At 60.6% G+C, this 18,069-nt stretch carries 16 protein-coding genes; 5 read left to right on the top strand and 11 right to left on the bottom strand.

The annotated features are described in order from the left end of the window. Nucleotides 1-34 precede the first annotated feature (34 nt). Both KGA82_RS07880 and KGA82_RS07885 read right to left on the bottom strand, forming a co-directional pair. Nucleotides 35-1,183, bottom strand: a complete 1,149-nt coding sequence (locus KGA82_RS07880; protein WP_223450076.1) for an NAD(P)/FAD-dependent oxidoreductase — start codon at nt 1,181-1,183, stop codon at nt 35-37. Between the two features lie 20 nt (nt 1,184-1,203). Further along, entirely contained in the window at nt 1,204-1,371 is a 168-nt protein-coding gene (locus KGA82_RS07885) for a rubredoxin (protein WP_007954349.1), read from the bottom strand. 201 nt (nt 1,372-1,572) lie between these two features. Between KGA82_RS07885 and KGA82_RS07890 the strand changes: the two genes are divergently transcribed. Beyond that, nucleotides 1,573-2,124 carry a chorismate--pyruvate lyase family protein gene (locus tag KGA82_RS07890; RefSeq protein WP_008038114.1) on the top strand — a complete coding sequence of 184 codons (552 nt, stop codon included), beginning with the start codon at nt 1,573-1,575 and terminating at the stop codon, nt 2,122-2,124. Next, entirely contained in the window at nt 2,124-3,014 is an 891-nt protein-coding gene (gene ubiA, locus KGA82_RS07895; RefSeq protein WP_223450077.1) for a 4-hydroxybenzoate octaprenyltransferase, read from the top strand. Before KGA82_RS07890 ends, ubiA begins: the two co-directional genes overlap by 1 nt. A gap of 66 nt (nt 3,015-3,080) precedes the next feature. Here ubiA and KGA82_RS07900 read toward each other — a convergent pair whose 3' ends face one another. Further along, nucleotides 3,081-3,470, bottom strand: coding sequence for a hypothetical protein (locus KGA82_RS07900; RefSeq protein WP_192228182.1), 390 nt, complete (start codon nt 3,468-3,470; stop codon nt 3,081-3,083). Between the two features lie 153 nt (nt 3,471-3,623). On the opposite strand from KGA82_RS07900, the gene phoB reads away from it, so the two are divergent. The 3 genes from phoB to KGA82_RS07915 all read left to right on the top strand — a co-directional run bounded on the left by phoB (nt 3,624) and on the right by KGA82_RS07915 (nt 7,145). Beyond that, nucleotides 3,624-4,313, top strand: a complete 690-nt coding sequence (gene phoB, locus KGA82_RS07905) for a phosphate regulon transcriptional regulator PhoB (protein ID WP_007896474.1) — start codon at nt 3,624-3,626, stop codon at nt 4,311-4,313. A gap of 81 nt (nt 4,314-4,394) precedes the next feature. Continuing rightward, nucleotides 4,395-5,681 (top strand): phosphate regulon sensor histidine kinase PhoR, encoded by a 1,287-nt coding sequence (phoR, locus tag KGA82_RS07910; protein WP_219739792.1) that lies wholly within the window; start codon nt 4,395-4,397, stop codon nt 5,679-5,681. 123 nt (nt 5,682-5,804) lie between these two features. Next, complete coding sequence (locus KGA82_RS07915) at nt 5,805-7,145, top strand: hemolysin family protein (RefSeq protein ID WP_008030693.1); 1,341 nt, start codon at nt 5,805-5,807, stop codon at nt 7,143-7,145. A 114-nt stretch (nt 7,146-7,259) separates the two neighbouring features. On the opposite strand, the gene KGA82_RS07920 is transcribed toward KGA82_RS07915, so the two are convergent. The 8 genes from KGA82_RS07920 to KGA82_RS07955 form a co-directional block, all read right to left on the bottom strand. After that, nucleotides 7,260-8,156: a peptidoglycan DD-metalloendopeptidase family protein gene (locus tag KGA82_RS07920; protein WP_192417719.1), complete on the bottom strand. Its 897-nt coding sequence runs from the start codon at nt 8,154-8,156 to the stop codon at nt 7,260-7,262. A gap of 205 nt (nt 8,157-8,361) precedes the next feature. Continuing rightward, nucleotides 8,362-9,318 carry a response regulator gene (locus KGA82_RS07925; RefSeq protein ID WP_223450078.1) on the bottom strand — a complete coding sequence of 319 codons (957 nt, stop codon included), beginning with the start codon at nt 9,316-9,318 and terminating at the stop codon, nt 8,362-8,364. 168 nt (nt 9,319-9,486) lie between these two features. Further along, nucleotides 9,487-10,248 carry a phosphate signaling complex protein PhoU gene (gene phoU / locus KGA82_RS07930; protein ID WP_084317714.1) on the bottom strand — a complete coding sequence of 254 codons (762 nt, stop codon included), beginning with the start codon at nt 10,246-10,248 and terminating at the stop codon, nt 9,487-9,489. 71 nt (nt 10,249-10,319) lie between these two features. Beyond that, nucleotides 10,320-11,153, bottom strand: a complete 834-nt coding sequence (gene pstB, locus KGA82_RS07935; RefSeq protein ID WP_008030698.1) for a phosphate ABC transporter ATP-binding protein PstB — start codon at nt 11,151-11,153, stop codon at nt 10,320-10,322. Nucleotides 11,154-11,312: 159 nt separating this feature from the next. After that, nucleotides 11,313-12,983: a phosphate ABC transporter permease PstA gene (gene pstA, locus KGA82_RS07940; RefSeq protein ID WP_008030699.1), complete on the bottom strand. Its 1,671-nt coding sequence runs from the start codon at nt 12,981-12,983 to the stop codon at nt 11,313-11,315. Between the two features lie 15 nt (nt 12,984-12,998). Continuing rightward, entirely contained in the window at nt 12,999-15,281 is a 2,283-nt protein-coding gene (locus tag KGA82_RS07945; RefSeq protein ID WP_008030700.1) for an ABC transporter permease subunit, read from the bottom strand. A gap of 253 nt (nt 15,282-15,534) precedes the next feature. Next, entirely contained in the window at nt 15,535-16,536 is a 1,002-nt protein-coding gene (locus KGA82_RS07950; protein ID WP_008038131.1) for a phosphate ABC transporter substrate-binding protein PstS, read from the bottom strand. Nucleotides 16,537-16,768: 232 nt separating this feature from the next. Beyond that, nucleotides 16,769-18,067, bottom strand: a complete 1,299-nt coding sequence (locus KGA82_RS07955) for an MFS transporter (protein ID WP_223450079.1) — start codon at nt 18,065-18,067, stop codon at nt 16,769-16,771. Between the last annotated feature and the right edge of the window lie 2 nt (nt 18,068-18,069).

Consider the following 18,069-nt stretch of genomic DNA (forward strand, 5'->3'; position numbering starts at 1 on the left):
AAAAGCGGGGTGATTCCGACAGAACGACCGGTATTTACGCCAGCAGCGGTGGAAGTTCTTTGTTCAGTGCGAGTTTTTCCATTACCGCCGTGCCTGTCAGGGCATAACCGAGCAGTTTTCCGGCGGCATCACGGCATAAAACCTTGATATCAGCGCCCTGCCCTTCGACGGTCCAGACGCCCTCCAAACCCCGTGGCGGCGGCGAAACCACCAACGGGCAAACCGGCGTTTTGACGGTGATCGGCATCGGGCCGTAGCTCACGGCTGTCGGGTTGCCGGCTAGGGTTTGTGCCAGCGCTCTCGCACAGCTCATGAGGGGCATCACGTACAGCAGATTCAGCCCGTCGACTTCAGCGCAGTCGCCCAAGGCGTAGATGTTGGCGTGAGAAGTTTTCAGGTGACGGTCGACCACTACGCCGCGATTGACCTGCACACCGGCGGCGGCCGCCAGGTCGATGCGCGGACGCAGACCGATGGCGGAGACCACCACGTCGCACGGGATCACCTGACCGTCCGATAGATGCGCTTCCAAACCCTCTTCAACACGCTGCAAGCGGTTGAGCACCGGCCCGAGGTGGAAACGTGCGCCGAGGCTTTCCAGCCCGGCCTGGACCGCAGCGGCTGCCGCCGGGTGCAGCAAGGTCGGCATGACCTGTTCGCACGGTGCAACCAGTTGCACCTCGTAACCGCCAAGGATCAGGTCGTTGGCGAATTCACAGCCGATCAGACCGGCACCGAGCAACAGCACCCGACGTTTGCCGGCCGCTGCCGCACGAAAGCGCGCGTAGTCTTCGAGGTCGTTGATCGGGAACACGGCGTCCGCCGCATCACCTTCGATGGGCACGCGCACGGTTTCGGCGCCCCAGGCCAGGATCAGGTCGCGGTAGATCACCGATTCTTCGCCGATCCACAGGCGCTTGTGGCCAGGATCGATGCCGCTGATGCGCGTGTGGGTGCGCACTTCGGCCTTCAGCTGTTCGGCCATGGCGCCGGGTTCGGCCATGCTCAGGCCGTCGGCGTCTTTGTTCTTGCCGAAGCCCGTGGAGAGCATCGGCTTGGAGTAGGAGCGCCCGTCATCGGCGGTAATCAGCAGCAGCGGGGTTTCGCTATCGAGTTTGCGAAACTCCCGGGCGAGGTTGTAGCCAGCCAGCCCGGTGCCGACGATCACGACAGGTGCGTTCATTCCTTACTCCTCTAAATGTCTTAGTTGATTTCGATCATTTCGAAATCCATCTTGCCGACGCCGCAGTCCGGGCACAGCCAGTCTTCCGGCACGTCTTGCCACAGGGTGCCCGGCGCAATGCCGTCATCCGGCCAGCCGTCGGCTTCGTTGTAGATCAGGCCGCAGACCACACATTGCCACTTTTTCATTCAGGTACATCCTCAGGATTCAGGCTTATTGCCGGCGCGAACGGTCGATGGTTGCAGCGCTGCCGTCCGGCTCAGGGCGTTTTGTACTGATCGGGCCCGGCAGATGCAAGCCTGTTCGACGCAATGGGGCGCCGGATCAATCAAAATCACCGACCGACATGGTAAGCTCGCCGCCTCATTTGCTGCCAATAATGACTCACTGTGCCGCACTCAAAACCTCCTTTCTGGCTTCCCCAAAGCCGACTTTCGCCGCTCCCCGACACGTCTACCCTCGACTGGTTGTTCGACGAAGGTTCGCTGACCCGACGGCTGACCCGTCTGTCGAATGACAGCTTCAGCGTCACGCCGCTTTTCGAAGGCTGGCAACCGCTGCGCGCGGACGAATGTGCGGCACTGGACCTGGCCGAAGACAGTGAAGGCTGGGTGCGCGAGGTGTATCTGCGCGGCCACGGTGAAGCCTGGGTGTTCGCCCGCAGTGTGGCGGCACGCAGCGCGTTGCAGGGCGACGGGTTGCACATGGACGAGTTGGGCAGCCGCTCGCTGGGCGAGTTGCTGTTTTGCGATCAGGCGTTTCAGCGTCGCGCCATCGAGGTTTGTCACTATCCTCAGGAGTGGCTGCCGGTGGAGTGCCGGGCACCTGAGTTGTGGGGCCGTCGCTCGCGCTTCGACCGTGGCGCCTTGAGCGTGCTGGTGGCCGAGATTTTCCTGCCGACCTTGTGGCACGCCACCCGCGCCCATCCGGAGAACTGCTGATGTACCAGAGCCTGCTCAAGTCCCTGAACCGCTTGAACCCTCGGGCCTGGGATTTCATTCAGCTGACGCGCATGGACAAACCCATCGGCATTTACCTGCTGCTGTGGCCGACGCTGTGGGCGTTGTGGATTGCCGGCAAAGGTTCGCCGTCGCTGGCCAACGTGGTGATCTTCGTGCTCGGCGTGGTGCTGACCCGCGCCGGCGGTTGCGTAATCAACGACTGGGCGGACCGCAAGGTCGATGGCCATGTGAAACGCACCGAACAGCGCCCGCTGCCGAGCGGAAAGATCAGCTCCAAAGAAGCGCTGGTGTTCTTTGCATTGCTGATGGGCGTGAGTTTCCTGCTGGTGTTGTGCACCAATGCGGCAACGGTGTGGTTGTCGTTCGGCGGTTTGGCGCTGGCCTTCACTTACCCGTTCATGAAGCGCTACACCTATTACCCGCAAGTGGTGCTGGGCGCGGCGTTTTCCTGGGGGATGCCGATGGCGTTCACCGCCGAAACCGGCGAACTGCCGGCAGCGGCGTGGCTGCTGTGGATCGCCAACCTGCTGTGGACGGTGGGTTATGACACCTATTACGCGATGACTGATCGCGACGACGACTTGAAGATCGGTGTGAAATCCACGGCGATTCTGTTTGGCGAGGCGGACCGGGTGATCATCCTGACCTTGCAAGGGTTGGCGTTGGGTTGCCTGTTGCTGGCCGGGTCGAAATTCGAGCTGGGTGGGTGGTTCCACCTGGGACTGCTGGCGGCGGCGGGCTGTTTTGCGTGGGAGTTCTGGTACACCCGTGACAAGGACCGGATGCGGTGTTTCAAGGCGTTCTTGCACAACCATTGGGCGGGGTTGGCGATTTTTGTGGGGATTGTTTTGGATTACGCGGTGCGGTGAGGCGGCTGACGCCTTCGCGGGCAAGCCTCGCTCCTACGGAAACGAGGCCGCCGTTTCGGATCGGCCTTACATCTTCGGCCCTTGGAGCACGTGCCAGACGTCCTTCACTTTGTCGCCCGTTTTGTCACCCGGTTTCGCGTCCTTCTTGAAGTAGTACAGCGGTTTGCCCTTGTAGGCCCACTGCATCGTGCCATCGTCACGCGTGACGATTGTCCAGTCACCTTCGGCCTTGGCGCCCGCTTCCGCCTTGAACGGTGGCCAGTACTCTGCACATTCACCAGTGCACACCGACTTGCCAGCGGTGGTGTCCTTGTCGAACGTGTACAGGGTCATGCCCTTGTGGTCCGCCATCACACCGTCTTTCATCATCACAGGCTCAGCCGCGAAGGCCATTGCCGGCAACGCCAGGGCTGCGGTCAGCATCAAAGCCTTGAAGGAATGCGAGTATTTCTTCATGGAAACCTTCCTTTTGTGGTTGTCAGGATTCGGACTTAGAGCTTAGTTCAGGTTCGCGACAATCGCCGGGCGACTAAAATACTGTCACACGACTGCAATAATTCCGTTATCTAATGCGGCGCAAGACAGTTAAATGACAAGAGGATTAAAGGCATGGTTGGCAGGAGCATTCTGATCGTCGACGACGAAGCGCCCATTCGCGAAATGATCGCCGTTGCGTTGGAAATGGCCGGCTATGACTGCCTGGAGGCCGAAAACTCGCAACAGGCCCACGCGATCATCGTCGACCGCAAACCGGACCTGATCCTGCTCGACTGGATGCTGCCCGGCACCTCCGGTATCGAACTGGCCCGCCGCCTCAAGCGCGATGAGCTGACCGGGGACATCCCGATCATCATGCTCACCGCCAAGGGCGAAGAGGACAACAAGATCCAGGGCCTGGAAGTCGGCGCCGACGACTACATCACCAAACCGTTTTCCCCTCGTGAGCTGGTTGCGCGCCTCAAAGCCGTGCTGCGCCGCGCCGGCCCTACCGATGGCGAAGCGCCGATTGAAGTCGGCGGCCTGCTGCTGGACCCGATCAGCCACCGCGTGACCATCGACGGCAAACCCGCCGAGATGGGCCCGACCGAATACCGCTTGCTGCAATTCTTCATGACCCACCAGGAACGCGCCTACACCCGTGGCCAGTTGCTGGATCAGGTCTGGGGCGGCAATGTGTATGTAGAGGAACGCACCGTCGACGTGCACATCCGTCGCCTGCGCAAAGCCCTCGGTGATGCCTACGAAAATCTGGTACAAACCGTGCGCGGCACCGGCTACCGGTTTTCCACCAAAGCCTGATTCAGCCCTTTCCCGCCCGACAAGCTGACAAGGACGCGCGTTCAAGTGAACCAAAACTGGCATGGCACCCTGATTCGCCACATGCTGCTACTGGTCACCGCCTGCCTGGTGATCGGCCTGATTACCGGCTACTACGGCTGGAGCCTCGCTGCGGGCCTGGGCCTTTACCTGGCCTGGACCCTCAAGCAATTGCTGCGTCTGCACGAGTGGCTGCGCCTGCACAAACCCGATGAAGCGCCGCCCGATGGCTATGGCCTGTGGGGCGAAGTGTTCGACAGCATCTATCACCTGCAACGCCGCGACCAACGCGTGCGCGGACGCCTGCAAGCGGTGATCGACCGGGTCCAGGAATCCACCGCCGCGTTGAAAGACGCGGTGATCATGCTCGACACCGACGGCAACCTCGAATGGTGGAACCGCGCCGCGGAAACCCTGCTCGGTCTCAAGACGCCGCAGGACAGTGGCCAGCCGGTGACCAACCTGGTGCGCCATCCGCGCTTCAAGGAATATTTCGAGCAGGACAGCTACGCCGAGCCGCTGGAAATCCCCTCGCCGATCAATGATCGACTGCGCATTCAGCTGTACATCACCCGTTACGGCAACAATGAACACTTGATGCTGGTGCGCGACGTGACGCGCATCCATCAGCTGGAACAGATGCGCAAAGACTTTATCGCCAACGTTTCCCATGAACTGCGCACGCCGCTGACGGTGATCTGCGGGTATCTGGAAACCCTGCTCGACAACGTCGATGACGTGAACCCGCGCTGGACCCGTGCCCTGCAGCAAATGCAGCAGCAAGGCGGGCGCATGCAGACGTTGCTCAACGACTTGCTGCTGCTGGCCAAGCTGGAAGCCACCGATTACCCGTCGGACAACCAGCCCGTGGCCATCGATGGCTTGCTGCAATCGATCAAGGGCGACGCTCAGCAACTGTCCGGGCAAAAAAACCAGCGCATCACCCTGGAAGCCGATCCGACGATTCTGCTCAAGGGCAGCGAAGCCGAATTGCGCAGTGCGTTTTCCAACCTGGTGTTCAACGCGGTGAAATACACCCCGGCCGAAGGCAATATCCGCATTCGCTGGTGGGGCGACGAGCAAGGCGCGCACCTGAGCGTGCAGGATTCCGGCATCGGTATTGACAGCAAACACCTGCCGCGCCTGACCGAACGGTTCTACCGCGTCGATTCCAGCCGCAACTCCAACACCGGCGGCACCGGGCTTGGGCTGGCAATCGTCAAACATGTGCTGCTGCGCCACCGCGCACGGATGGAAATCAGCAGCGTGCCGGGCCACGGCAGTACGTTTACCTGCCATTTCGCGCCCGCCCAGGTCACCAAATCCCGAGTCATCAGCACGGCCGACTGATACCGGCCAGCATTCGCCACTAGGCAAGCACCCGGTCAGCCGCTACATTGGCTGACTTGTGCCTGCCCTTCAGGCACCGCATTGACCCCCTTTTCGAATACACGGAACCCGCAAAACTCCATCATGGACCCTTCCCCTGGCTTGACCCTCGCAACACTCTTTGCCGACTTCGGCATGATTCTTTTTGCTCTGATCCTGGTGTTGCTCAACGGATTTTTCGTTGCGGCGGAATTTGCCATGGTCAAACTGCGCTCGACCCGGGTCGAGGCCATCGCTGATAAAAACGGCTGGCGCGGGCACATCCTGCGCACCGTTCACAGTCAGCTCGATGCCTACCTGTCGGCCTGCCAATTGGGTATCACACTCGCCTCCCTGGGCCTCGGCTGGGTTGGTGAACCTGCGTTCGCGCACATCCTCGAACCGCTACTGGAAGCCGTCGGCGTGCAGTCGGCCGAAGTGATCAAGGCCGTGTCGTTCTTCGCCGCGTTCTTTGTCATCTCGTACCTGCACATCGTGGTGGGTGAACTGGCGCCGAAATCCTGGGCCATCCGCAAACCCGAATTGCTGTCGCTGTGGACCGCCGTGCCGCTGTACCTGTTCTATTGGGCGATGTACCCGGCGATTTACCTGCTCAACGCCAGCGCCAACACCATCCTGCGCATTGCTGGCCAGGGTGAACCCGGCCCCCATCACGAGCACCATTACAGCCGTGAAGAACTGAAACTGATCCTGCACTCCAGCCGTGGCCAGGACCCGAGCGACCAAGGCATGCGCGTATTGGCCTCGGCCGTGGAAATGGGCGAGCTGGAAGTGGTCGACTGGGCCAACTCCCGCGAAGACCTGGTGACGCTGGAATTCAACGCGCCGCTCAAGGAAATCCTGGCGATGTTCCGTCGCCACAAGTTCAGCCGTTATCCGGTGTACGACAGCGATCGCCAGGAGTTCGTCGGCCTGCTGCACATCAAGGACCTGCTGCTGGAACTGGCCGCGCTGGACCACATTCCCGAGTCGTTCAACCTGGCTGAGCTGACCCGACCGCTGGAACGCGTGTCGCGCCATATGCCGCTGTCGCAATTGCTGGAGCAGTTCCGCAAAGGTGGCTCGCACTTCGCGCTGGTCGAAGAGGCCGATGGCAATGTCATCGGTTACCTGACCATGGAAGACGTGCTGGAAGTGCTGGTCGGCGACATTCAGGACGAACACCGCAAGGCCGAGCGCGGGATCCTCGCGTATCAGCCGGGCAAGTTGCTGGTTCGCGGCGATACGCCACTGTTCAAGGTCGAGCGCCTGCTGGGCATCGATCTGGACCACGTCGAAGCCGAAACCCTCGCCGGTCTGGTGTATGAATCCCTGAAACGGGTGCCGGAGGAGGAAGAGGTGCTGGAAGTTGAAGGCTTGCGGATCATCATCAAGAAGATGAAAGGGCCGAAGATTATTTTGGCCAAGGTGTTGATGCTGGATTGATCGGCTGATCCGGAACCATGTCGATCCCTTCGCGGGCAAGCCTCGCTCCTACAGGATTTCGCTGAGTCTGTAGGAGCGAGGCTTGCCCGCGAAGGCGTCAGCCCAGGCAACACATCATTGTTTGCCCAACGCAAAGTTGGGCAATGCCCCCACCGGTTGATTGAACTGGTACGGAATCGACACCAACCCCATCCCGGTATTGCGCTGTACCACAAAATGCAGGTGCGGCCCGCTGCTGTTGCCGGTGTTGCCCGACAGCGCCAGCGGACTGCCCACCGACACCCTTTGCCCCTCGCGAACACTCACCGAACCTCGCTTGAGGTGCAAGTACACGCCCATCGTCCCGTCATCGTGCAGCACTCGCACGAAATTGCCTGACGGATCGTTGCCGCGCCCGGTCTGGGCATTCTCGGTTTTCACCACTACCCCGCCCCGCGCGGCAATGATCGGCGTGCCCTCAGGCATCGCGATATCCATGGCGTAGCGATTCTTGGGGCCGAAGTGGCTGTATTGGCCATTGGCGCCCTGGCTCAGCCGAAACGGTCCACCGCGCCAGGGGAACGGGTATCGATAGGCCATGGCGGCCCCTGAGGGATCACCCAGGAAGTATTCAAATCTGGGGGTGTACGCGAGCGGCCTTTCGGCCCGCGTCGCCGTGAGCAGCGCCAGACGAATGCTGCTGCGCGCCGGCATGACCCGGCGAATCGGTCGGCTCGGCGCACCGCTGACGTTCTGCAGCCCGGCGAAACTCAACTCGATCTGTACCGGCGCATACAGGTCGTTGCGCACGTACACGCTGTCCACGCCTTTTTTCTTGGTGATGACGAGGTACACCTGACGCTCAAGGTGCTCGACCATGCGATCACGAAAAGTGAACACCTTGGAGCCTTTCGTGGGGCGGTCGCTGTAGGAGACCACGCCATTGGCATCGGTGGATTTGTAGATGGTCATGGCCATGGCCGTAGAGGACGCCATGAACAGACCACAGCAAAACAGCAGGCGCGCGAGCATGGGCAGGATTCTGTCGAGTAAGGCCTGGGGATGAGCCTAGCAGCTGCAATGGACCCGGGTAGTCGGCAGATGTTTCAAAATGGGCAGGTCGGGGGGATGTGTGGTGAATCTAATGGCCCCTTCGCGGGCAAGCCTCGCTCCTACAGATCACGTTAACCGTAGGAGCGAGGCTTGCCCGCGAAGGCGGACTGTCAGGCGACGAAGGTTATGCGCCTGGAACGAAATGCTTCTGCGCCGTACCACGTGCTATCAAACGGGAGATGTAATCCAGTTTCTGCGCATCCTGGTCAACAAAGCGGAACGTCAGTTGCAGCCATTCGCTGTCGGGTTTCTGCTCGTGGGCGACGATGGCGTGCAGGTAACCGTTCAGGCGGGCGACTTCAGCGTTGTCGCCCTGCTCCAGATCGAGCACGGCGCTGTCGAGCACTTGCGGCAGGGCTTCGCTGCGTTTGACCACCAGCAGCGCTTCCTTGAGGCTCAACGCCTTGATCACGCATTGCTGAATGCCATTGGGCAGGCGCAATTGGCCTTGGCCACGACCACCGGTAGGCGCGGCAGACGCCGCCGGTGCTTTTACCGGCGGGCTGTTGAGCAGGCCACGGGACGGGGCAGTCGCCGCGGGTGCTGGCGCGGGTGCAGCGGCGGCAGGTCGGGCAATCGGTGCAGCAGCAGGTGCAACGCTGGCCATGGCAGGCTTGCCGCCGGTCAACGCGCTCAAGGAATCATTGCCGAACGCCGAGTTCATTTTGGTCGGCGCGCTGTTCATCAAGGTGTCGAGCTTGCCGACCTTGTTCAGCGCCTGCTTGACCTTGGTCAGCAGTTGTTCGTTGGTGAACGGCTTGCTGACGTAGCCGGATACACCGGCCTGAATGGCCTGGACGACGTTCTCTTTGTCGCCACGGCTGGTCACCATGACGAAGGGCATGGTCTTGAGGTTGTCCTGCTCGCGGCACCAGGTCAGCAGTTCCAGGCCGGACATTTCCGGCATTTCCCAGTCGCACAGGACCAGGTCGAACGCTTCCCGCGCCAGCAAGGCCTGAGCCTTCTTGCCGTTGACCGCGTCTTCGATCCGGATCCCCGGGAAGTAGTTGCGCAGGCACTTCTTCACCAGGTCACGAATGAATGACGCATCATCCACGACCAATACACTGACCTTACTCATCCATCACCCCTTTAAAAAATCCCGGCAAGCATACCGCTTTACTGATGGCGCATCGCCATAAACCTTCAGTCACGCCGGGACTTTTCGTTCGCGGGTGCTGCATTCAAATTCACAAACCCGTAAACAAAAACGCCCGGCCAAAAGGCCGGGCGCTTTACTTGGGCAATCTTACTTATCGTCAACTTTGCCCGGAACATTAGCGGTTTCACCACTTGTGCCTTCAACTTCTTCTTTCATGCGCTTGAGGCCCAAGTGACGCACGTCGGTGCCGCGCACCAGATAAATCACCAGCTCGGAAATATTGCGCGCGTGGTCGCCGATGCGCTCCAGCGAACGCAGCACCCAGATGATGCTCAAGACCCGCGAGATAGAGCGTGGGTCTTCCATCATGTAGGTGGCGAGTTCACGCAGGGCGGTCTTGTATTCGCGGTCGATGATCTTGTCGTACTGCGCCACCGACAACGCCAGGTCGGCATCGAAACGGGCAAACGCGTCCAGTGCATCGCGAACCATGTTGCGCACCTGGTCGCCGATGTGGCGCACCTCGACATAGCCGCGCGGGGCTTCGCCTTCTTCACACAACTGGATGGCGCGACGGGCGATCTTGGTTGCTTCGTCACCGATGCGCTCAAGGTCGATCACCGACTTGGAGATGCTGATGATCAGACGCAAGTCGGACGCGGCCGGCTGACGACGGGCCAGAATGCGCAGGCATTCTTCGTCGATGTTGCGTTCCATCTGGTTGATCTGGTCGTCGATCTCGCGCACTTGCTGGGCCAGGCCGGAGTCGGCCTCGATCAGCGCGGTGACCGCGTCGTTGACCTGTTTCTCGACCAGCCCGCCCATGGCCAGGAGGTGGCTGCGAACTTCCTCCAGCTCAGCGTTGAACTGCGCGGAGATGTGATGGGTAAGGCCTTCTTTGCTAATCATGTTGGCGTCCTTGGAGCGTCCGGTAAGGTGCGGTGGACCGCAGCGTCAGTTCAGTGAGCAACAACAGCTTCCTAGCCGTAGCGACCAGTGATGTAGTCTTCGGTCTGCTTCTTCGCCGGATTGGTGAACAAGGTGTCGGTGTCGCCGAATTCCACCAGTTTGCCCATGTACATGAACGCCGTGTAGTCGGAAACCCGAGCGGCCTGTTGCATGTTGTGGGTCACGATGACGATGGTGAATTTCGATTTCAGTTCGTAGATCAGCTCTTCGACTTTCAGCGTCGAGATCGGGTCGAGTGCCGAGCACGGTTCGTCGAGCAGCAGCACTTCCGGTTCCACGGCGATGGTGCGCGCGATCACCAGACGTTGCTGTTGACCACCGGACAGGCCGAGTGCCGATTCATGCAGACGGTCTTTGACTTCGTCCCACAGTGCCGCGCCTTTCAACGCCCACTCGACGGCTTCGTCGAGGACGCGCTTTTTGTTGATGCCCTGGATGCGCAGGCCGTAAACCACGTTTTCGTAAATGGTTTTCGGGAACGGGTTCGGCTTCTGGAACACCATGCCGACACGACGACGCAGCTCGGCCACGTCTTCGCCCTTGCGGTAGATGTTGTTGCCGTAGAGGTTGATTTCGCCTTCTACGCGGCAGCCATCGACCAGGTCGTTCATGCGGTTGAAGGTGCGCAGCAGCGTGGACTTGCCGCAGCCGGACGGGCCGATGAAGGCGGTCACGCGCTGTTTCGGGATGTTCATGCTGACGTCGTACAGCGCTTGTTTGTCGCCGTAGAACAGGCTCAGGCCCGGCACTTCAATGGCCACGGTTTCCTGCGCAAGGCTCAGGCTCTGTTTGTCGCGGCCCAGGGCAGACATGTTGATGCCGTGGGTATGTGTTTCGTGCTGCATGGGAAGCTCCCTGTGCTGACAAATTCGGTTCGGTTGTCCGCTGGCCTCACATAATGGGCCAGCGGTGTTGCCGTCCTGTAGGAGCGAGGCTTGCCCGCGAAGGCGTCCTTGAAATCGCCTTCGCCGGCAAGCCTGGCTCCTACAGGGAGCGGCGCTAAATTAGCTATCCAGCGCTTTGTATTTCTCGCGCAGGTGGTTACGGATATAAACGGCCGACAGGTTCAATGTCGCGATCACCAGCACCAGCAGCAACGCTGTGGCGTACACCAGCGGTCGTGCGGCTTCGACGTTCGGGCTCTGGAAGCCGACGTCATAAATATGGAAGCCCAAGTGCATGATCTTCTGGTCAAGGTGCAGGTACGGGTAGTTGCCATCCAGCGGCAGCGACGGCGCCAGTTTCACCACACCCACCAGCATCAGCGGCGCCACTTCACCGGCGGCGCGAGCCACGGCGAGGATCATCCCGGTCATCATCGCCGGGCTGGCCATCGGCAGCACGATCTTCCACAAGGTTTCCGCCTTGGTCGCGCCGAGGGCCAACGAGCCTTCACGCACGGTGCGAGGAATCCGCGCCAGACCTTCTTCGGTGGCCACGATCACCACCGGCACCGCCAGCAGCGCCAGGGTCAACGAAGCCCAGAGCAGACCCGGCGTACCGAAGGTCGGTGCCGGCAGCGCTTCAGGGAAGAACAACCGGTCGACCGAGCCGCCCAGCACGTAAACGAAGAAGCCCAGACCGAACACGCCGTAGACGATGGCCGGAACGCCCGCCAGGTTGTTCACGGCGATGCGGATAATCCGCGTCAGCGTGTTCTGCTTGGCGTATTCACGCAGGTAAACCGCCGCCAGTACGCCGAACGGGGTCACGATCATTGCCATGATCAGGGTCATCATCACGGTGCCGAAGATGGCCGGGAAAATCCCGCCCTCGGTGTTCGCTTCACGCGGGTCGTCGCTGAGGAATTCCCAGACCTTGCTGAAGTAGAAACCGATCTTGGTCATCGTCCCCATGGCGTTCGGCTGATAGGCGTGAACCACTTTGCCGATGCCGATTTCAATCTCTTTGCCGTTGGCGTCGCGGGCCGTCAGGCTGTCGCGATTGAACTGGGCGTGCAGGTCGTTCAGGCGTGCTTCGATGTCCTGATAACGTGCGTTCAGCTCGGCGCGCTCGGATTCCATGTCCGCTTGCGCGGTGGCATCGAGCTTGCCGGCGAGTTCCAGTTTGCGACCGTGCAGACGGATGCGTTCGAGGCCTGAGTTGATCGCGCCGATGTCGACTTTTTCCAGGGTCTTGAGCTGAGAGGCGAGCTGGTTGACGCGGGCCACTCGGGCCTGCAACTCAGGCCACGCAGCCTCGCCTTCAGCGATGACCTTGCCGTCCTGTTTGACGTTGACCAGGTAGCCGTAGAAGTTGCCCCACTCGCGACGCTCGATGGCCATCAGCTCAGGTGGCGTCTTCTGGTTGGTCAGCCACTCGCCGACGATCCAGGTGAAGTCGTTGCCGTTCAAGTCACGGTTGCCGACCTTGATCAGCTCGCGGGTCATGAACTCCGGGCCTTCGTCAGGCACCGGCAGCCCGGCGCTTTTCAGGCGCGCACGCGGCACTTCTTCTTTCTGTACCACTTCGCCGATGACCAGGTGATTGGCCTGGCCCGGCACGTCGTAGCTGGCGTGAATCAAATCAGCCGGCCAGAAGTGACCCAGACCGCGCACGGCAATCACCGCCAGCAGGCCAATGGTCATGATGACCGCGATGGACACCGCGCCACCGCTGATCCAGACGCCGGGGGCGCCGCTCTTGAACCATCCATTCAGGGAGTTCTGTTTCACAGACTTCTACCTTTCTTAAAGCGACGAGTATTTCTTGCGCAGACGCTGACGAATCAGTTCTGCGAGGGTGTTCATGACGAAGGTGAACAACAGCAGCACCAGCGCCGAGAGGAACAGCACGCGGTAGTGGCTGCCGCCGACTTCCGATTCGGGCATTTCCACTGCGACGTTGGCCGCCAGGGTGCGCAGACCTTCGAACAGGTTCATTTCCATGACCGGGGTGTTACCGGTGGCCATCAGCACGATCATGGTTTCACCGACCGCGCGACCCATGCCGATCATCAGCGCCGAGAAGATGCCCGGGCTGGCGGTGAGGATTACCACGCGGGTCATGGTCTGCCACGGCGTGGCACCGAGGGCCAGGGAACCGAGGGTCAGGCCACGCGGCACGCTGAACACGGCGTCTTCGGCGATGGAGTAGATGTTCGGGATCACCGCAAAGCCCATGGCCAGACCGACCACCAGTGCGTTGCGCTGGTCGTAGGTGATGCCCAGGTCGTGGGAGATCCACATGCGCATGTCGCCGCCGAAGAACCAGTTCTCCATGAACGGGCTCATGTACAGCGAGAGCCAGCCCACGAACAGGATCACCGGGATCAGAATCGCGCTTTCCCAACCGTCCGGCACTTTCAGGCGGATCGATTCAGGCAGGCGGCTGAAGACGAAGCCGGCCACCAGAATGCCGATCGGCAAGAGCATCAGCAGGCTGAAGATGCCCGGCAAATGCCCTTCTACATACGGCGCGAGGAACAGACCGGCGAAGAAACCGAGGATCACCGTCGGCATCGCTTCCATCAGCTCGATCACCGGTTTGACCTTGCGGCGCATGCCCGGGGCCATGAAGTACGCGGTGTAGATCGCCGCAGCGACAGCCAATGGCGCGGCCAGCAGCATGGCGTAGAACGCGGCTTTCAGGGTGCCGAAGGTCAGCGGAGACAAGCTCAGCTTCGGTTCGAAATCGGTGTTGGCGGCGGTCGATTGCCAGACGTATTTAGGCTCGTCGTAGTTCTCGTACCAGACCTTGCTCCACAGCGCGCTCCACGACACTTCCGGGTGCGGGTTGTCGAGCAGCAGCGGTTGAATCTTGCCGCCGGCTTCCACGATCACGCGGTTGGCCCGTGGCGACAGACCGAACAGGCCCTGGCCTTCCACGACCTGGTCCACCAGCAAGGTGCGGTGCGCGGTGCTGTGGAATACGCCGAGTTTGCCGGAAGCGTCGAGGGCGATGAAGCCTTTGCGACGCTCTTCGGCAGTGATTTCAACGATTGGCGTGGTGCCCATCTGGAAGGTGCGGATCTGCTTCAGGCGCAGTTCGCCATCCGGGTCGCGAGCCATGAACCACTGGGCCAGGCCACCTTTGGAGTCGCCGAGGATCAGTGAGATACCGCCCACCAGTTGGGTGCTGGCGGTGATCTCGGCTTCGCCGTTTTCGAGCAGCTTGTAGCGACCGTTGAGGCTCTTGTCGCGCAGGCTGAACACGTCGGCTTGCGCACGACCGTTAATCACATACAGCCACTGCTGGCGCGGGTCGACGAAGATGTTCTTCACCGGCTCGGTCATCTGCGGCAGATCGATGCGTTTCTGCTCGTTGGTGATTTCGCCGGTCATCATGTTCTCTTCGCTGGTCAGCGACAGAACATTGAGTTGCGAACCGGTGGAACCGACCAGCATCAGGGTCGAATCGGTGGCGTTGAGGCTGACGTGCTCCAGCGCACCGCCCGCCTCGTTCAGCGCAATCGGGGTTTCGCCGTACGGATATTCGACGGCCGGCGAGATGGTCTTCTTGCCGTCCGGGTAGCTGACTTTATAGGTGTGACGGAACACCAGCGCCTGGCCATTGGAGAAGCCCACCGCCACCAATGGATGGCCCGGTTGGTCTTCGCCGATGGAGGTCACGGTAGCGCCGGCCGGAACCGGCAGATCGACGCGCTTGAGTTCGGCGCCACTGTCGATGTCGAAAAACAGTGCCTGCCCTTTGTCGGAAACCCGCATGGCGACCTGGTTCTGCTCTTCCAGGGAGATCATCAGCGGCTTGCCGGCGTCCTGCATCCAGGCGGGCGTGATGGATTCCTTGGCGGTCAGGTCGGCACCCTGGAACAGGGGCAGGACGACGTAGGCAAGGAAGAAGAAGATCAGCGTGATCGCGCCGAGAACGGCAAGGCCGCCAACGAGGACGTACCAGCGGGTCAGGCGATCTTTGAGCGCGCGGATGCGGCGCTTGCGTTGCAACTCAGGCGTATTGAAATCAATTCGCTTGGGGGGATTTGTAGTCATGGTGGAATTGGCCAGATCATTCATGCGCACACCCTAGCGATCCTGTATGACAGAAAGATGACAATGCAGTGACGCAACAAATCCGCCGCCAGCGAGAACTGGCAGTGGATCAAAAATATGGGGAGGCCGGGTCGCCGGAAATGGCAACCCTGAGCCTTGTAGGAGCGAGGCTTGCCCGCGAATGGGTCTTCACATTCAGTATCAATGTCGACTGACCCACCGCGTTCGCGAGCAAGCTTTGCTCCTACAGGTCCGGGATCAACCCGGACCTAGGGTTTTACTTTTTTGCGACTTCAGCGCCGCCTTCTTGCAGACCCAGGTCAGCCAGTGCTTTTGCAGCAACTTTGGCCGGCAGTGGGATGTAGCCGTCTTTCACTACAACTTCCTGGCCCTGTTTGGACAGAACCAGTTTCACGAACTCGGCTTCCAGCGGGGCCAGAGGCTTGTTCGGGGCTTTGTTGACGTAAACGTAGAGGAAACGCGACAGCGGGTATTTGCCGTTCAGGGCGTTTTCTTCGGTGTCTTCGATGAAGTCCTGGCTGCCTTTCTTGGCCAGGGCCACAGTCTTCACGCTAGCGGTCTTGTAGCCGATGCCCGAGTAACCGATGCCGTTCAGCGAGGAGCTGATCGACTGCACGACCGAAGCCGAGCCTGGTTGTTCGTTGACGTTTGGCTTGTAGTCGCCTTTGCACAGGGCTTCTTCTTTGAAGTAGCCGTAGGTGCCGGATACCGAGTTACGACCGAACAGTTGAACCGGCTTGTTGGCCAGGTCGCCGGTCACACCCAGGTCACCCCAGGTTTTCACGTCGGTTTTAGCACCGCACAGACGAGTGGACGAGAAGATCGCGTCGACTTGTTCCATGGTCAGGTGCTGGATCGGGTTGTCTTTGTGAACGAAGACGGCCAGGGCGTCCACGGCAACCGGGATAGCGGTTGGCTTATAGCCGTACTTCTGCTCGAAGGCAGCCAGTTCGGTGTCCTTCATCTTGCGGCTCATCGGGCCCAGGTTGGAGGTGCCTTCAGTCAGCGCAGGTGGCGCAGTGGCGGAGCCAGCGGCCTGAATCTGGATGTTTACGTTCGGGTATTCTTTTTTGTAGTTCTCAGCCCACAGGGTCATGAGGTTGGCCAGGGTATCGGAGCCGACGCTGGACAGGTTGCCCGACACACCAGTGGTCTTGGTGTAGCTCGGGATAGCAGGGTCAACAGCGGCGAACGCGTTGGCAGTCGCAACGCCAGCAGCGACAAAAGTCATTGCCGCCATCAAACGCTTCAGTTTCATGCCTTACTCCTAGCAGATAGGGTGTGTTAGTCGGGGCCAAGTATCAGCAGGCCGTGTGAACACTCTATGGCTGAAATATGACAATTGGATGAAAGGCCAGTATTCGAGTTTTTACCGGATAATTCATGCGCCCCAAATCGCTAGCAGGCTAGCTCCCACATTGGAATGCATTTCAATGTGGGAGCTAGCCTGCTAGCGATTTGGGCCGGTACAGCTACAGACAATTTCGGGATCAGCGCCCCTTCTTCCAGAGATACGCACCCACCAAAATTCCGACCCCGCACAGAACCGCGACGTAATACGCCGGGCCCATCGGGCTTTCCTTGAGCAGCAGGCTGACGATCATCGGCGTCAGGCCACCGAAAATGGCGTAAGCCACGTTGTAAGAGAACGACAGGCCGCTGAAGCGCACCACCGGCGGGAATGCCTTGACCATGACATACGGAACTGCACCGATGGTGCCCACCAGCAGGCCAGTCAAGGCGTACATCGGGAACAGCCAGTCAGGATGCTCCGCCAGGCTGTGGTAGAAGGTCCAGGAGCTGGCCAGCAAGGCGGCACAGCCGAACACGAACACTCGGCCCGCGCCGAAACGATCCGCGAGGGCGCCGGCAATGATGCAACCAATGCTCAGGAACACGATCGCCACGCTGTTGGACTGCAGGGCGGTGGTGGGCGAGAAGTGGTGGACCGTCTGCAACACCGTCGGGGTCATCAAAATCAACACCACGATGGCGGCGGACAGCAACCAGGTCAGCAGCATGGAAATCGCGATCGCGCCGCGATGGTCGCGCAATACCGCACGCAGCGGCACTTCCTCGGCCAGGGCCTTGCGCAGTTGCAGCTCAGCGAAAACAGGGGTTTCGTGCAGCCAGCGGCGCAGGTAAACCGAGAACAGGCCAAACACGCCACCGAGCAGGAACGGGATCCGCCAGGCGTAATCCGACACTTCCACCGGGGTGTAAATGCTGTTGATCGCGGTGGCGACCAGCGAACCCAGAAGGATCCCCGCCGTCAGACCGCTCGTCAGGGTGCCGCAGGCGTAGCCGATATGCCGTTGTGGCACGTGTTCGGAAACGAAGACCCACGCGCCGGGCACTTCACCGCCAATCGCTGCGCCCTGAATCACGCGCATCAGCAGCAACAGGATTGGCGCCCACATGCCGATTTGCGCGTACGTCGGCAGCAAACCCATGATCAGGGTCGGCACCGCCATCATGAAAATACTCAGGGTGAACATCTTCTTGCGACCCAGCAGGTCGCCGAAGTGCGCCATCACAATGCCGCCCAGCGGACGCGCCAGGTAACCGGCGGCGAAGATGCCGAAGGTCTGCATCAGGCGCAGCCACTCGGGCATGTCGGCCGGGAAGAACAGCTTGCCGACCACCGTGGCGAAAAACACGAAGATGATGAAGTCGTAGAACTCCAGCGCACCGCCAAGGGCGGACAGCGATAAAGTCTTGTAGTCATTGCGGGTCAACGGACGTGCGGGCTGGGTCGGCTGCGCGATGCTCGAGGGCGCTGTGGTCATGG

The sequence above is a fragment of the Pseudomonas sp. BF-RE-22 genome (assembly GCF_019956155.1).
Lineage (GTDB): Bacteria > Pseudomonadota > Gammaproteobacteria > Pseudomonadales > Pseudomonadaceae > Aquipseudomonas > Aquipseudomonas migulae.

Excerpts from the sequence above, each read along its gene's own strand:
- KGA82_RS07945 (WP_008030700.1), bottom strand. The coding sequence starts at position 15,281 with ATGAATGATCTGGCCAATTCCACCATGACTACAAATCCCCCCAAGCGA.
- KGA82_RS07900 (WP_192228182.1), bottom strand. The coding sequence starts at position 3,470 with ATGAAGAAATACTCGCATTCCTTCAAGGCTTTGATGCTGACCGCAGCC.
- KGA82_RS07955 (WP_223450079.1), bottom strand. The coding sequence starts at position 18,067 with ATGACCACAGCGCCCTCGAGCATCGCGCAGCCGACCCAGCCCGCACGT.
- phoU (WP_084317714.1), bottom strand. The coding sequence starts at position 10,248 with ATGATTAGCAAAGAAGGCCTTACCCATCACATCTCCGCGCAGTTCAAC.
- KGA82_RS07915 (WP_008030693.1), top strand. The coding sequence starts at position 5,805 with ATGGACCCTTCCCCTGGCTTGACCCTCGCAACACTCTTTGCCGACTTC.
- pstB (WP_008030698.1), bottom strand. The coding sequence starts at position 11,153 with ATGCAGCACGAAACACATACCCACGGCATCAACATGTCTGCCCTGGGC.
- KGA82_RS07920 (WP_192417719.1), bottom strand. The coding sequence starts at position 8,156 with ATGCTCGCGCGCCTGCTGTTTTGCTGTGGTCTGTTCATGGCGTCCTCT.
- KGA82_RS07880 (WP_223450076.1), bottom strand. The coding sequence starts at position 1,183 with ATGAACGCACCTGTCGTGATCGTCGGCACCGGGCTGGCTGGCTACAAC.
- KGA82_RS07925 (WP_223450078.1), bottom strand. The coding sequence starts at position 9,318 with ATGAGTAAGGTCAGTGTATTGGTCGTGGATGATGCGTCATTCATTCGT.
- ubiA (WP_223450077.1), top strand. The coding sequence starts at position 2,124 with ATGTACCAGAGCCTGCTCAAGTCCCTGAACCGCTTGAACCCTCGGGCC.
- KGA82_RS07950 (WP_008038131.1), bottom strand. The coding sequence starts at position 16,536 with ATGAAACTGAAGCGTTTGATGGCGGCAATGACTTTTGTCGCTGCTGGC.
- KGA82_RS07885 (WP_007954349.1), bottom strand. The coding sequence starts at position 1,371 with ATGAAAAAGTGGCAATGTGTGGTCTGCGGCCTGATCTACAACGAAGCC.
- phoR (WP_219739792.1), top strand. The coding sequence starts at position 4,395 with ATGCTGCTACTGGTCACCGCCTGCCTGGTGATCGGCCTGATTACCGGC.
- phoB (WP_007896474.1), top strand. The coding sequence starts at position 3,624 with ATGGTTGGCAGGAGCATTCTGATCGTCGACGACGAAGCGCCCATTCGC.